This is a genomic window from Flavitalea flava (assembly GCF_054461575.1).
This window is the reverse complement of record NZ_JBTLQH010000005.1, coordinates 57,136-72,543: the sequence shown is the minus strand read 5'-3', so window position 1 is coordinate 72,543 and position 15,408 is coordinate 57,136. Positions and strand designations below refer to the sequence as shown.

Annotated in this window: 13 protein-coding genes; 12 read left to right on the top strand and 1 reads right to left on the bottom strand. The window is 44.5% G+C overall.

Features of this window, described 5'->3' with window-relative positions; genetic code table 11:
- Positions 1-101 precede the first annotated feature (101 nt).
- The 12 genes from ACX0G9_RS07235 (at position 102) to ACX0G9_RS07180 (ending at position 12,836) form a co-directional block, all read left to right on the top strand.
- Positions 102-680 carry a hypothetical protein gene (locus ACX0G9_RS07235; RefSeq protein WP_459064202.1) on the top strand — a complete coding sequence of 193 codons (579 nt, stop codon included), beginning with the start codon at positions 102-104 and terminating at the stop codon, positions 678-680.
- A 36-nt stretch (positions 681-716) separates the two neighbouring features.
- The gene (locus ACX0G9_RS07230; RefSeq protein ID WP_459064201.1) at positions 717-1,670 is read left to right on the top strand and encodes a 4Fe-4S dicluster domain-containing protein; all 954 of its coding nucleotides are present in this window, start codon (positions 717-719) and stop codon (positions 1,668-1,670) included.
- A 15-nt stretch (positions 1,671-1,685) separates the two neighbouring features.
- Positions 1,686-3,065 carry an NrfD/PsrC family molybdoenzyme membrane anchor subunit gene (gene nrfD / locus ACX0G9_RS07225; protein ID WP_459064200.1) on the top strand — a complete coding sequence of 460 codons (1,380 nt, stop codon included), beginning with the start codon at positions 1,686-1,688 and terminating at the stop codon, positions 3,063-3,065.
- The gene (locus tag ACX0G9_RS07220; protein ID WP_459064199.1) at positions 3,055-3,609 is read left to right on the top strand and encodes a hypothetical protein; all 555 of its coding nucleotides are present in this window, start codon (positions 3,055-3,057) and stop codon (positions 3,607-3,609) included. Before nrfD ends, ACX0G9_RS07220 begins: the two co-directional genes overlap by 11 nt.
- 12 nt (positions 3,610-3,621) lie before the next feature.
- Positions 3,622-4,047, top strand: a complete 426-nt coding sequence (locus tag ACX0G9_RS07215) for a c-type cytochrome (protein ID WP_459064198.1) — start codon at positions 3,622-3,624, stop codon at positions 4,045-4,047.
- 3 nt (positions 4,048-4,050) lie between these two features.
- Entirely contained in the window at positions 4,051-5,220 is a 1,170-nt protein-coding gene (locus ACX0G9_RS07210) for a hypothetical protein (RefSeq protein WP_459064197.1), read from the top strand.
- Between the two features lie 25 nt (positions 5,221-5,245).
- The gene (locus tag ACX0G9_RS07205) at positions 5,246-5,509 is read left to right on the top strand and encodes a cytochrome c (RefSeq protein WP_459064196.1); all 264 of its coding nucleotides are present in this window, start codon (positions 5,246-5,248) and stop codon (positions 5,507-5,509) included.
- Between the two features lie 300 nt (positions 5,510-5,809).
- Positions 5,810-7,090: an efflux RND transporter permease subunit gene (locus tag ACX0G9_RS07200; protein WP_459064195.1), complete on the top strand. Its 1,281-nt coding sequence runs from the start codon at positions 5,810-5,812 to the stop codon at positions 7,088-7,090.
- A gap of 11 nt (positions 7,091-7,101) precedes the next feature.
- Complete coding sequence (locus ACX0G9_RS07195; protein ID WP_459064194.1) at positions 7,102-9,078, top strand: efflux RND transporter permease subunit; 1,977 nt, start codon at positions 7,102-7,104, stop codon at positions 9,076-9,078.
- Positions 9,079-9,082: 4 nt separating this feature from the next.
- Positions 9,083-10,333: a TolC family protein gene (locus ACX0G9_RS07190; RefSeq protein ID WP_459064193.1), complete on the top strand. Its 1,251-nt coding sequence runs from the start codon at positions 9,083-9,085 to the stop codon at positions 10,331-10,333.
- A gap of 37 nt (positions 10,334-10,370) precedes the next feature.
- Complete coding sequence (locus tag ACX0G9_RS07185; RefSeq protein ID WP_459064192.1) at positions 10,371-11,600, top strand: efflux RND transporter periplasmic adaptor subunit; 1,230 nt, start codon at positions 10,371-10,373, stop codon at positions 11,598-11,600.
- A 6-nt stretch (positions 11,601-11,606) separates the two neighbouring features.
- The gene (locus ACX0G9_RS07180; RefSeq protein ID WP_459064191.1) at positions 11,607-12,836 is read left to right on the top strand and encodes an efflux RND transporter periplasmic adaptor subunit; all 1,230 of its coding nucleotides are present in this window, start codon (positions 11,607-11,609) and stop codon (positions 12,834-12,836) included.
- 21 nt (positions 12,837-12,857) lie between these two features.
- On the opposite strand, the gene glgP is transcribed toward ACX0G9_RS07180, so the two are convergent.
- Positions 12,858-15,401: an alpha-glucan family phosphorylase gene (gene glgP / locus ACX0G9_RS07175; protein ID WP_459064190.1), complete on the bottom strand. Its 2,544-nt coding sequence runs from the start codon at positions 15,399-15,401 to the stop codon at positions 12,858-12,860.
- Positions 15,402-15,408 lie beyond the last annotated feature (7 nt).

Sequence of the window (15,408 nt, the reverse complement as noted above, 5' to 3'; positions counted from 1 at the left end):
TGAGTACAATCATAAAATATCCTGATGGCGGTCATACACGCCCATTTTTGGTATCCTTATTTTTAGTGAATATTTATTGATGGTATTTTAAACTTATAATTATGAAACATTCATTGCTTATTACTTCTCTTTTTCTTGCTTTTTTTTCTATGAATGCTATTGCCCAGAAAGATAGTAGCGGAATCTATAAAACGGCGGCTGATTTTGAAAAGGGTAAATTATACCTGGCTATTGATTGCCGGACGGAGTCGCATAAGATAAAACTAAACGAATTCTTTGATAAGGATTTTATAACTGTCAAACATGAAGGCGGCTCTTATGACTTGAAGAAAAACGAAATTTACGCATATAAATTATGTGACGGCAAGATTTATCGATTCCAGGGAAAGGAAAATTACCTGATGCTAAATTCTTCTGAGAAGATCATCCTGTATACAGTGGAAGTTCCCAACATCGGAAAAGGTGCGATCCCTGCAAAGGTAGCGTATTATTATAGTAAGGATCTGGATTCCCCCATCCAGGAGCTTTCAAAAGAAAGCCTAAAGGCAGCATTTCCTACTAATCATAAATTCCATGATGCATTGGATGAAAGTTTCAAAAATGATGCTGATCTCGCATCCTACGATAGTTTTCATAAGATGTATAAGGTGAATCATGTGATGGAAATGAATGGTAATTAGGGTGGCGAAGTCGGTAAACTTTAAAATCTATACTGTATGGCTTGCGGAAACAACTGTTCATGTGCTGGGAATGAGTCGGGGAGTGGAGATGATTCCAGGAGAAGTTTTCTTAAATCATCTGTGGCCACCCTGGCAACGGGACTGCTAGGCGGAACGCTGCTCAGTTCAATAAGTTCCTGCAATGACAAAGCCAAGCCAATAGGAGAAAAGATAAACGTCTTGACACATGATGGCAAACTCGTTAGGGTAGATAAATCACAGGTGGCTGATTTTAAGCCTTTTATCTCAGAGATTGATGTTCGAAAGGGGATACCAGGTAAAAAATTTGTAATGGTGATCGACCTGGCAAAATGCGATGGCTGCGGTAAATGCACAAAAGCCTGCAATAAGATGCATTACCTGCCTTCCAATAAGGAATGGATTGAAGTACTGGAAATGCAAGATACCCCGGAAACGGCTCCCTATTATTTTCCTAAGCCCTGCTATCATTGTGACGAACCACCCTGCGTACCAGTATGCCCCGTCGATGCCACCTTTAAAAGGGAAGACGGCATCGTGGCCATTGATACCGATCGCTGTATAGGGTGCCGTTTCTGTATGGCCGCTTGTCCTTATTCTGTTCGGATTTTTAATTGGACAGAACCAGTCAAACCAACTTTTGTAGAACAGACACCGGCAGCGGAGAATGTCTTTCAAAGTAAAAAAGGGTGCGTGGAAAAATGTGATTTCTGCCCTCATATGGCACGAGAAGGGAAGTTGCCCGCTTGCGTAACCGGATGCCCGATGAACGCCATCTATTTTGGTGATGAAAACGAGGATGCAGTAACATGCATGGACGGGACAACGGAGAAATTATCTCAATTGCTGGAGGATAGGGCCGCCTATCGCTTCATGGAAGAATTAGGTACTAAACCACGGGTCTTTTACTTACCCCCTAACAATCGCACCTATTCCCCCAAAGATATTAAAATAGAAAACCCAGACTCCTAAAAAACCTTTGCGATTATGGAAAAACTTGATCTAAATATCAAGAGCCAAATTCAGGATGAATTGCTAGGTACAGTTGGTCGAAGGTATCGGCAAGAGACTTTCTGGGTGATATTTCTTGCATTGGTTTGCGCCGGGGGTACTATTGCGTGGATCATTCAATTAAGAAAGGGATTAGGTGTAACAGCCATGCGGGATTATGTCTCCTGGGGGCTGTATATCGCATTACTATTTTTCTTTGTTGGAGTAAGTTTAATTGGAGCGTTAGTTTCCTGTGTTTTGCGTTTTACCGGCGCAAAATGGCGTTACCCCCTGATTAGAATTGCTGAAGCGGTGACTGTATCGGCGGTATTTTTCGCAGGATTTATGCCGGTATTGGATATGGGCCGGCCGGAGAGACTGTATTTCCTGGTTACCCATGGGAGAATTCAATCCCCCATTCTTTGGGATGTGCTGGCAATTGCTACTTATTTTTTTGGAAGCCTACTCTTTTTCTACCTGCCTTTAATTCCAGACTTGGCTATCATGCGGGATAAGTTAATTAACGTTCCTCCATGGCGAAAGAAAATTTATCGTCGCTTAGCAATGGGTTGGGAAGATAGTGTAGCCCAAAAGGCCATTTTAAAAAAAGCAATGAGCCTTATGTCTATCATCATTTTACCATTGGCTGTATCGGTGCATACGGTAAGCGCCTGGTTGATTGCTATGACACTACGCGCAGGATGGAATACAAGCATCATGGGCCCTTATTTTGTTTTTGGAGCGCTGGTCGCAGGATGCGCAATTATGATCCTTATTATCGCCATATTACGACATGGTTACAAATTGGAACGGTACTTAACCGCTACGCACTTTAGCAAACTATCGACCTGTCTATTAGCGCTTACCGTGTTTTACTTGTACCTGAATGTCAATAAATACGGCGTGCCTGCCTATAAAATGGCGAATGATGAGAAGTATTTGTTAAATGACTTATTCACGGGCAAGCATGCATTCCTGTTTTGGTTCACCCAGATAGTCGGCTTAGTAATACCCGTTATTCTTTTGTCCTTTAAAGCAATTAGAAACTCTATTCGTGGTGTTGTTATTGTATCTGTAATGGTTTTATTGGGTGCTTTATTAAACCGTTATCTCATTGTAATACCCAATATGCTGCATCCATTTGTCCCTATTCAACATGCTCAGCCAGGATATGCTTCCTATAATCCCACATTAATAGAATGGATGATCACTGCTTCTTCCTTAGCGGGCTTTGTATTACTAATTATTTTGTTATTCAAGCCATTTCCTGTTATTACAATGTGGGAGGTAATCGAGGGGGTAGAAGAGAGCGGGGAAAAAGAAGTGGGCGTGGAAAATTTGTCAAAACTTCAACTCATACAAGGGAATGTCAAGTAAATTATTCATATCAGCGATGATATTGTTGGCTGGAATGGATTCGATCGCCCAACAACCGAAAAAAGACGGAATGATATCTCTTAGGATGAGTGCCAACGATAGCATGCATATCGTGACTGCAACAGTTGCGGATCTCAGCACGAAGGCTCCATTGAAAGGTGTTGAAATTACATTTTATGTTAAGCGGATGTTTGGCATACTGAAAATTGGCAATGGCACTACAGATACGATGGGGATTACTTCTGCGGAGTTTCCGTTGACGATGCCTCCCAGCGATACGCTAAGGGGTCTAATAGTTTTGGCAAAAGTGGAAGATAATGCCATTATCAACGATACTTCGTTTCAGATAATGGCTGTATCAAAAACATCTATTCCCATACATACGCCGGTAAGATTGGGTTTAGGTAGTTCAAATGCGCCTATTTGGCTAAAGATAACCTTTTGGTTAATTGTGGCCGTTGTATGGGGCTCTTTTGCCTATACGCTGTATTTAATATATCTAATTAAATTAAAGTCTTCTCGTAAAGTATTAATTAACCATTAAAAACAAGAAGGTATGGAAACACGTAACCATCGTCTATTCAATTCAAAGCATTTTGTAATTGTCACAGGTTTTTTTTTACTGATTACCGTTTCGTCGTTTATTGTATATCAGCAAACGCCATGGAAAGCCCCTGCGGTTGCGGATGCCAAGAAAAACCCTCTTGCCGCCGATGCTAAGTCCATGGCTGGCGGTAAAACATCCTACGTAAAAGAATGTCAATCTTGCCACGGGAAAAAGGGAAAAGGGGACGGCCCAGCTGCTACCAGCCTGGACATACCTGCTGGAAACTTTTCAACGGCGGCTACTCAAAGTCAAAGCGATGGAGCCCTTTTCTGGAAAATTTCAGAGGGCCGTAAACCGATGCCCTCTTTCAAGAAAAAATTATCCGAAGAAGAGATTTGGCAATCGATCATTTATATGAGGACCCTCAAGCAATAATATATGAATAAAAGGACAAGGATATATTTATTGACGCTGGGTTTAACTGCCTTAGGTGTCCAGGCTTTTGCGCAACAATTCACTGAGGCTTACCTGGATAGCTTAATACAAGTCAAAACACAAGCACTAGTGGCACGTAACAGCAAATTTATGCTGACCGGTTATATGTCTGCAGGCATAACATTTGTCAAAAACGGTAGTTCTTATTCAGGCGTAGGATTAAGCCCTATTTTTTTATGGAAGCCGGCTGATCGCATTTTTTTTGAAGCGGAGTTTGAGACGGGGTTACAGGGGTCACAGACGATGATTAACCTGGAGTATGCGGATGTATCTTTTTATCTGAATAAATACATGACGATCCGGGCGGGGAAATTTTTATCGCCCTTCGGTATTTATGAGGATAGGTTGCATCCCGGATGGATCAATAAATTACCGAGTATTCCTTTGGGCTTGGACCACGATAATTCTCCGGTGGGTCCCACTTCTGAAATAGGGGTGGATGTGGGCGGAGGTATTCCCCTTGGCACGGCTACAATGAATTATAGCGTTTACGTGACGAACGGGCCTACACTGAATACGACGGCGGGTGATCCCACACTGATGGGACAATTAAATTATGCGAATGCAGATGATAATAATAAGAGCAAGTCCACGGGTGGGCGAATTGGCCTGCTGCCTTTTTCAAACTCCTCTCTTGAAATCGGTGCCTCTGCGCAGTTTGGAAAAGTGGGCGATAAGGGAACGCAATACGAAAATGTGGGAACCCATCAATATGCACTGGACCTAAGTTACGGCAAGCAATTGGAATTTATCAAAGGATATATCGATTTTAAAGGACAATGGAATTGGGTGAATGTTGACAACGCTGTTTATAAAGACCCGAGTGATTCGACCGGTAATTCTACCCTTTCATTTAGTAATAAGCGGAATGCCGTTTTTGGCCAGGTGGCCTATAGGCCAAGCATGTCTCAAAATAAATTATTAAAGAAGACGGAACTTGTGTTCCGGTATTCAGGGTTCAATCCACCAAAGGCGATGGCGGGAACGGAAAAGCAAATGCAATATACCTATGGTCTGACGTATTGGTATACCTGGAGGACTGCTTTTAAATTGGCCTGGCAGTCACAGTCTAACAACAATGCATTTTACATGCAGGTAGCTGTGGGATTCTGATGAATCGCTTTTAAAATATATTCGTATGAAAAGGAATACAATCATTATCGTATTGGCGTTTATGCTATTCTTGGGAGCATTTATTCAGAGTTGTGTATCGGCAAAAATTGCGGATAAGGGCGGAAGCCAGCTTTGGACGGAGAATTGTCAACGATGCCATAATGCACCATCGTCTGCGGCGTTTTCGAATATGCAATGGGAATTGGTGATGGCTCATATGAAGACGAGGGCAACGCTGACGGACGATCAGTATAAGAAAATTCTGGAATTTTTGAAGGCGGGCGATTGAGTATGTTTTCTTTCTCTTAAACGGCCATTCTGTCATCTACCGGGCCACTGCAACGATTGCTGGGTTATGAAATACAATCTCCATTTTAAAATTCGGCAGAATGTATAGGAGGCGAATGGCATCTGACCGCCTCATTTTCATTTTCCTGAAAATATTAAAATTACGGCTACTGCTGCTTTCACTGACCCACAGAAAGCGGTGGCTTCCTTTTCAAGGCATTCCTTGTCGAAATATTCTACGAGTGTTTTTACTGGAACATTTCTGATCAGTAATTCGTTTTAATCTTAACAAGAGACGATCATGGTAGAAAAGTTAATTGAGTTTTCGCTGCGTAACCGGTTTATTGTGCTCGTAATCGCCGTAGGTTTGTTGATATGGGGATGGTTCTCTATACAAAGAAATCCAATCGACGCGATTCCCGATCTGTCGGAGAACCAGGTCATTGTCTTTAGCGAGTGGATGGGCCGGAGCCCGCAATTAATAGAGGACCAGATTACCTATCCGCTGGTATCCAACCTACAGGGCATCCCGAAGGTGAATCGGGTCCGAGGGACTTCGATGTTCGGAATGAGCTTCGTGTATGTGATCTTTGATGATAAAGTAGATACGTATTGGGCCCGGACCCGGGTGTTAGAGCGGCTGAATTATGCGCAGCGTTTGCTGCCACAAGGGGTGACACCAGCTCTTGGCCCGGATGGCACCGGGGTCGGTCATGTTTTCTGGTACACACTGGATGCTAAAAATATGGACTTGGGCGAGCAACGGGCTTTGCAGGACTGGTATATAAAATTTGCTTTGCAGACGGTATCGGGCGTGGCAGAGGTGGCCTCTTTCGGGGGTTTTGAAAAACAATACCAGCTGGTAGTGGACCCGATGAAGTTGCAATACTATAATGTTTCCCTGATGGACATTATGAATAAGGTGAAGGCTAACAACAATGATGTGGGAGGGCGTAAATTTGAGATGAGCGACATGGGCTATATTATCCGGGGGCTGGGTTATGTACAGAAAAAAGAAGACCTCGAAGAGATCTCCCTGGGCGTGTACAACGGCATTCCGGTAAGAGTCAAAGATGTGGCGTATGTACAGATGGGCGGCGATCTGCGATTGGGTATTGTAGACCAGAATGGGGAGGGTGAAGTAGTAGGCGGAATTATAGTGATGCGATACGGGGAAAATGCGGATAAGGTGATAAAGGCAGTAAAAGAAAAAATGGGGGATGTTCAGAAGGGCTTGCCGGGTGGAGTCACTTTCAAAATGGCGTATGATCGCAGTACGTTAATAGAAGCCACGCTCGAAACCATTAAAGGAAAGTTAAAAGAGGAAATTATTGTGGTATGCATCATCGTACTGATTTTTCTCTTTCATTGGCGCAGCGCATTAAGTATCATCATTCAATTACCCATCACCATCGCCATCAGCTTCATTCTGCTGGATTCATTCGGTCTTTCGTCCAATCTCATGTCGCTGACCGGTATTGCGTTGGCAATTGGGGTGGTGGTTGATAACGGTATCATCATGTCGGAAAACTCTTACCGTAATTTATCGGAGTGGCAAAACAAACCGGATCCGGGAACATAAACTATTCAATCATGAAGCGGTTATTCTCATTTATAGGCCGATTGTTCAAAAAAAAGGCAGCCCCGGAAAAGAGCGGAAAAAAAGGATACCGGAAAATACCGGAGGATGTCCGTCTGGCCATTATTGAAAAGGCATCCAAGCAGGTATCGCGGGGCGTGTTTTTTTCAACGATTATTATTATTTCCTCTTTTTTGCCGGTTTTCCTGCTGACGGGTCAGGAAGGGAAGTTGTTTGGCCCGCTGGCATGGACGAAATCATTTATCCTGGCGGTGGACGCGATATTGGTGGTGACCCTGGCGCCGGTGCTGATCTCTTTTTTTATGAAGGGCCGTTTTCTGCCGGATACGGCCAATCCTGTGAACCGGGTGCTGGAAAGGATATACGAGCCGTTGATACGTATCTGTCTGAAATGGCGTAAAACGACGATCGGGATCAATTTAATAGCATTGGCCATCGGGGTGGTATTGGTTACCCGGTTAGGGTCTGAATTTATGCCGCCGTTGGACGAAGGCTCCTTATTGTTTATGCCAATCGCCATGCCGGACATTTCCAATTCAGAAGTGAAAAACCTGTTGCAGGTGCAGGATAAGATCATTAAATCGCTACCCGAAGTGGATAATGTGTTGGGGAAAGCGGGCCGGGCATATACGGCCACTGATAATTCCCCCATCAGTATGATTGAAACGGTGGTATTACTGAAACCCCAAAAACAATGGCGGCACGGGTTTACAAAAGACAGCATTATTAAGGAGCTAAATGATAAACTGCAGATTCCCGGTATTACCAATGCGTGGACCCAGCCAATCATCAACCGGATCAATATGCTGTCAACCGGCATCCGCACAGACGTGGGGCTAAAATTATATGGGCAGAATCTGGATACCATTTATGCTTTTGCCCAAATGCTGAAAAAAGAATTGGAGGGTGTTCCCGGGGTAAAGGATCTTTATGTAGAGCCTATTACAGGGGGGAAATACGTCGATATTGTCATTAAGAGAGACGAAATAAGCCGGTATGGATTAAGCATTGATGACGTGAATGCTGTCGTGGAAAGTGCTTTGGGGGGAATGCAGCTGACGACTACTATTGAAGGGCGCCGACGCTTTTCCGTGAATGCACGTTTCGGACAGGATTTTCGCAATAACCTGGCCGCACTTAGGCGTTTGCAGGTACAAACCATGAATTACGGGCCTATTCCTCTGGAAGCAGTAGCGGATGTCCGCTTAAGTGATGGGCCGCCCATGATCAATTCGGAAAACGCCATGCTTCGGGGAACTGTATTGTTCAATGTCAGGGACCGGGATCTGGCGAGCACGGTCCAAGCTGCCAAGGTAAAATTGGATAAAATGCTGGCAACGATGCCGAAGGGGTATTTCCTGGAATGGAGCGGGCAGTATGAAAACCTCGTCCGGAGCGAAAAGACGTTGAAGATGATTTTACCGGTAGTATTGATCATTATTTTTATGTGTATGTACTTTGCCTTCCATTCAGCCAAAGAGGCGCTGATCAGTCTCATATCTATTCCTTTTGCTTTGATTGGAGGCGCCTTTATCGTTTATTTCTGGGGGGTGAATCTTTCCGTAGCGGTGTCAGTAGGTTTTATCGCTTTATTTGGCCTGGCGGTGGAAACCAATATCGTAATGGTCATTTATTTGAACGATGCGATGCAGCAATTGGTGGCAGCAAAAGGTAATTCGAAAGAAACCATAACCAAGGACGATCTCAAAGAATATGTTATCCAAGGAGCGGCCAAACGGTTAAGGCCAAAATTGATGACGGTAAGCGTGTCTCTTTTCGGACTGGTTCCGATTTTATGGAGCACGGGTGTGGGGAGTGATGTGATGATCCCTATTGTACTGCCGATGGTAGGGGGTGTATTAACATCTTCTACTTATATTCTATTGGTTACGCCACTGACTTTCCTGATTACAAAAGAACATGAACTCAGAAAAAAGGGTAAAATCGAAGTGCTGGAGGCTAAACAATAATACTATGAGCCGGATATTAATAGTTATCGCAATTGTTATTGGTCCTCTTTCAGTGGAAGCGCAACGCCTTGGGTTGGACAGTATTTTGAATAACATTCAAAGGGCCAATCCCCTCGGGAAAATGTACGATAATGACATCCGTTCTATGGATGAGACTGCTAAAGGCGCCCGAAGCTGGATGGCCCCCGAATTAGGCACAGGTTTTTGGATGACGCCGTATAATCCTTCTTTATGGAAAAAAGCACCGGATGGCACAAGCGGAATGGGGCAGTATATGGTCTCGGCGCAGCAGATGTTCCCCAATCGGAAAAGGCAGGATGCCGATGCTGCGTATATGGGGGCGATGTCGTCCGTGGAAAAAGAAAAAAAGAAGGCCTCACTAAATGAATTGTATGCGGTCGCCAAAAGAAATTATTATGACTGGATGACTCTGCGAAGGAAATTGGGCGTCATAGACCGGGACGAGCACCTGCTGGAGTTTATGATCCAAAATGCCGAGATCCGGTATAAGAATGGCATGGGAAAACTCAGTGCCTATTACAAGGCTAAAGCTGCCTTAGCCAATCTCGGGAATATGCGGAGTATGCTGGAAAATGAAATAAAACAAAAACGGATTGCACTGAATACCCTGATGAACCGGGATAAGTTACGTGAATTCGATATAGATACCTCCTATACGATCAGGGATTATACTGCACTCCGTTTTGATAGCACGCTGCTGGCCGGAGCTCGTAGCGATATAAAAGCCATCGATAGAAATATTACCCTGACACAACTGCAGCGAAACGCGGAGTTAGCCAAACTGAAGCCGGAATATGGGGTTCGCTATGAGCACATGTTCGGGTTTGGCGGGTTACCTATGCAATTCACCTTAATGGGTATGGTAAAGATTCCGTTTGCCAGATGGTCGTCGAAAATGTATAGAGCCAATGCGGAAAGCCTGAAATGGAAGACAGAATCACTGGTCCAGCAAAAGCAAATGATGATCAATGAGGCCTCTGGCATGGCGTATGGAATGCAGACGGATATCGAGACAAAAAAGAAGCAGGTGGGCATGTTCCAAAACAATATTATCCCGGCCCTGGAAAGAAATTACCAGGCCATGCAATTGGGATATGAGCAGAATACCGAGGAATTGTTTATGCTGCTGGACGCATGGGAGACTTTGAATATGACACAGTTGGAATACCTGAATCAGTTGCAGGAGTTATTGGAAATGCAGGTGGAATTGGAAAGGATACTGGAAATAAAATAAAAAATTGGTTACTATGATGAGCTATAAAAGTCGTCTATTGTTAATCCTATTTTTGCTGGCGATGGGAGGGCCCATTGCCCTGAATTCCTGTAAAGAAAAGAAATCCGGCGAAAAGACCGCAGCGGCCGTTTATACCTGCGCGATGCACCCGCAAATTATCAGAGATCAACCCGGTAAATGCCCTATTTGCGGGATGGAATTGATCAAAAAAGGGGCTGAAAATAAAAAGATTGACAGCATGGATCTGGGTACGCTATTGAAACCAACGAATGCTTTCGTTATTTCATCCCTTCCGGTGACAACCCTACAGAGAAATACGGAGAATATGGAAGTGAATGCGTTGGGTTTTGTTACCTATGACACCCGTGAGGTAGGGACGGTGGCGGCGAGGGTATCCGGCCGTATTGAAAAATTATATGTTCGTTTCCGTTTCCAGAAGGTAAAGGCGGGGCAGAAGATCATGGATATTTACAGCCCCGAATTGTTGACTGCCGAGCAAAACCTGCTGTTCCTTTTACGGAGTGACCCTACTAATATGGGTATTATCACCGCGGCAAAGGAAAAATTACTATTGCTGGGCATGAGTAATGAACAGTTGCTGCAGGTAATCAGCACGAAAAAGCCCTCCTTTACTATTTCGGTAAATAGCCGCTACAGCGGGCATATTCATGAGGCCGGGGGGATGGGAAATAACTCCGGCAGCAGTTCCGCAGGTATGAAAGACATCGCGGTAGTAACGGAAGAATTGCCGTTAAAAGAAGGAATGTATGTGCAAAAAGGGCAAACCGTTTTCTATGTATACAATCCATCCAGGGTATGGGCATTATTGAACATCTACGCTGATAAGGAAGAGTTGGTAAAGAACGGAACCAGGGTGGAACTGACCTCGGAAATGGCTCCCGGTAAGTCCTTTAGCGGAAAGGTTGATTTTATTGAACCTTTTTTCCGGAAGGAAAATAAGACACTTTCCGTAAGGGTGTATTTTGATAACTCCAAAATGCAATTGCCGGTAGGCAGCCAGGTAAAGGCAAAGGTGTTAGTGGCTCCTCAGGCGGTTGATGTGTTACCGGATGAGTCTATTGTTTCCCTGGGTTTGGATAAAGTGGTTTTTGTAAAAGTACAGGGTGGCTTTATACCGCATATTGTCGAAACGGGATTTACCAATAACGGAAAAACACAAATCCTGAAAGGACTCGCCACAACGGATACCGTTGCACAGAATCCACAGTTCCTGATGGATAGTGAAAGCTTTATAAAGGTTAAATAATATGGTATGAGAATAACTTGGATAACAATGATTGCCTTCTTTTTGGCTTGCAATGGTAAAAAGCAGCCATCGGGCGGGGCTACCGATACGATGAAAGATATGAAGATGGATAAAAACAGCGCGGAGCAAGGTACGGATAGCATGAAAGGTATGGATATGACCACTGGCACGGACACCATGAAGGGCATGCGCAATCCGGAGAAGTCGACCATTAATAAAAAAGGGAATCTGGACACAACCGGAATCAAACTGAGTGAGCAGCAGATACAATTGGGAAATATACAGACAGACACGATCAACTTCGGTATGATGGGAGATAGGATTGTTTTAACTGCCACTATCAACATGGATGAGAGGAAGACCACTTCCGTTAGCGCCCGGGTAATGGGAAGAGTTGAAAAATTATATTTTAAAAATACGGGCGACTATGTAAAAAAGGGAGAGAAACTGTATGATCTGTACAGCGAGGATCTGAACAATGCCAAACAGGAATTGATAGCGACTTTGCAACAAAAGCAGGTGCTGGATAGTGCCCTCATTGACTTTGATCGGCTTATTGAAAGTGCGAAATATAAATTGAAGTTATGGGGTATGAGCGAGGTCCAGATTGGGGAATTGGTGAAAACGCAGACAACATCGCCGTTGACGGCTTTTTACAGCGGAACAAGCGGGTACATCACAACGCTGGACATAAAGGAAGGGGGTTATACGATGGAAGGGGGCACCCTGATGCGTCTGGCAGATCTATCTACCGTGTGGGCGGAGGCCCAGGTATATGCCTCCCAACTAGCTCAGGTTGACAGGAATGGAATGGCCGAGGTGCAGATACCCGATTTGGGCGGAAAACGGGTAACCGGTAAAATAGAATTTGTCAATCCTGAAATCAATCCGGACACCCGGATCAACCTGGTCCGGGTAAGCATTCCTAATCCGGGCAACCAGTTAAAACCCGGTATGCCGGCCTATGTATTCCTGCGTAACCCCAGACACGATATGTTTTCATTACCCATTGATGCCGTATTGCGCGACGGTAAAGGCGCCACAGTATGGTTACAAAGCGGTAAAAATAGGTTTATCAGCAGGATGGTGGAGGTAGGTATGGAAACCGGCGACCGGATAGCGATAAAATCCGGCCTTACGGCTGGCGATATAGTGGTGATAAGAGGGGCTTACCTGATAAATAGTGAATATATATTTAAACAAGGTGCCAGTCCGATGGGTGGGATGAAGATGTAGAATCAAATGATTTTTTATTAATCAACGTTGCCAGAGGATTCGATTATTTTCCAGAGGCACGGAAATACCTTCATGATCCGGTATTATCCTCGCTGTAAAATCTGTTTCAGGCCGCGACGAGGAAACTTTTCCGGTGTATATAACACTTCCAGAAGGCGCTTTAGAATGATTATTGACTTGCAGGCGCTCACATGCAGGAGTTGATCCATTGATGCCATCAGCATAGAGTTCTACTGACACAGTTTTGGGATCAAGATCATTAAGAAATACTTGAACGGTAAAAATATGGTGCGTCCCGTCTGTTTCATTTCTTATTTCTTCAAAACGCAGCCCAGCCCATTTCTGATCAATGCCATGCAACCAATTAACGATTTGAATACCTGCTAATCCGTTTTCAGCGGCCCGCTTCCGGTAGGCAATTACGGCAGGCAGATAATATAATTCCGTATATTCTGTGATGCTACGGTTGGTGGAAAACATTGGCGTTAGCTTAGCCATGCTTCTGCGCATTTTGGACGTCCAGGCCACCGGTATTCCTTTCTCGTCAGGGCTATAGAATTCAGGTATCAATTCATCTTCAAGTAACGTGTAAAGTTGATTGGCTTCTACGGCATCCCATGCCACATTGTCTTCATGTTCCTTGCCATCCCCCAATGCCCATCCGACACCCGGTTCATAAGCTTCAGCCCACCAGCCATCCAACTCTGAAAAATTGATCCCCCCATTTACCAGCGTTTTCATCCCGCTTGTTCCGGAAGCCTCCCATGGACGCCTGGGAGTGTTTAACCAAACATCAACGCCCTGCACCATTTGCTCTGATAAAAACATATCATAGTCGCTCAAAAAAACGACCCTTGATTTTATTTCAGGCCTTCTGCTGAAGTTAACCCATTCCTTGACGATGGCCTGCCCTTCCAAGTCTGCCGGGTGGGCTTTACCGGCTATAGCAAGTTGTACTGGCCACGGGGAATTGTTCAATATACGGATCAGTCGGTCTTTGTCATGCAACAGTAGGCCGGGTCTTTTATAGGTGGCAAAACGGCGGGCAAAACCCAATGTTAGTGTGTTTGGATCAAAAAGGTATTTTGCATGTTCAACGTCTTCCGCGGAAGCACCTGAAGCAGCTAAATCAAAGGGAACACGTTTGCGGATATATTCGATAAAAGTCTTTCGGGCAGAAGTACGCATTTCCCATAGCTTTTTATCCGATACAGCTTGTATATGTTCATCAAGTGCTGCTATAGCACCCATCCAACGATCCTTTCCGCAGGCCTCCGTCCATAAATCATCTGCTGCTTTCGAGTCCCAGCTGCGCATATGAACACCATTCGTAACATGTCCTATCGGTATTTCAGTTTTTGGCCAGCGTGGGAAAAGTGGTTGAAATAACTCCCGGCTCACCTCCCTATGTAAACGACTCACCCCGTTCACAGCTCCTGAGCCACGAACAGCGAGATAAGCCATGTTGAAAGGCTCCGAGGCATCTAATGAATTTATACGTCCAAGTGCCAGAAGCCCATCTAAAGAAATCCCCAATTCGTTTTCCGCATATTTTTTTAAATATTGCGCTACCAGGTCAGGAGGGAAACGATCAAATCCTGCTGATACTGCCGTATGTGTGGTGAAAAGGTTACCCACTCTGGTTACAGCTAATGCTACGTCGAAAGATTGACCGGTTTGCAGCATAAAATGGCGGGCGCGTTCAAGTACCGCGAAAGCTGCGTGCCCTTCATTGAGATGACAGACTTCAGGTTCAATATTCAATTCTTTCAGAAGCCGCCATCCACCTATACCAAGTATCAATTCTTGTTGAAGCCGCAGTTCAGGACCACCCCCATATAATTCGCTGGTAATCCCTCTATGAGCCGGATAGTTGGCCGCATCATTACTGTCCAAAAGGTATAATTTTACATTGCCAACCCTTACTTCCCAGGCGCGCAGCCAAACTGAATATCCGGGTAACCCAATCTGCAATCGCAACCATTCGCCATTTGGTTTTCTGAGTGGCGTAATCGGCAACTGCCCGGGATCGTTGTAGGGATAAAGCGCTTCCTGTCCTCCGTCCTTGCCTATTACCTGGCGGAAATATCCTTGTTGGTATAACAATCCTACAGCAACTACCGGAACACCCATATCATTGGCACCTTTGAGTTGGTCCCCGGCTACATTGCCCAGACCACCGGAATAGATAGGAAGGCCTTCACTTAACATATATTCCATGCTGAAATAAGCTATTCGGATAAGGGAAGCGTCAGAATATTTCTCCTGAAACCAATTGCTTGCGCCAGGCCTTGCTTTTTTTGACTGCAATTCGTCCATTTTACTTTTCACAGCAGGGTCAGCTAATAAAAGTTTAATTTTATCAAATGAAACGGTTTGCAGAACGATCCACGGATTATGCGTCAGCTCCCAAAGAGGCATATCTAATTTTTTCCATATTTCATCAACGGCATGGTTCCATGACCAGCTTAAATCAAGGGTAAGTTCTATTAGAAATTTTAATCCTGGCAGATCTGATTCAGGGAATCTGTTTATCAATTCTTCAATTTCTGTTTTTTTCTCCATGATTGTT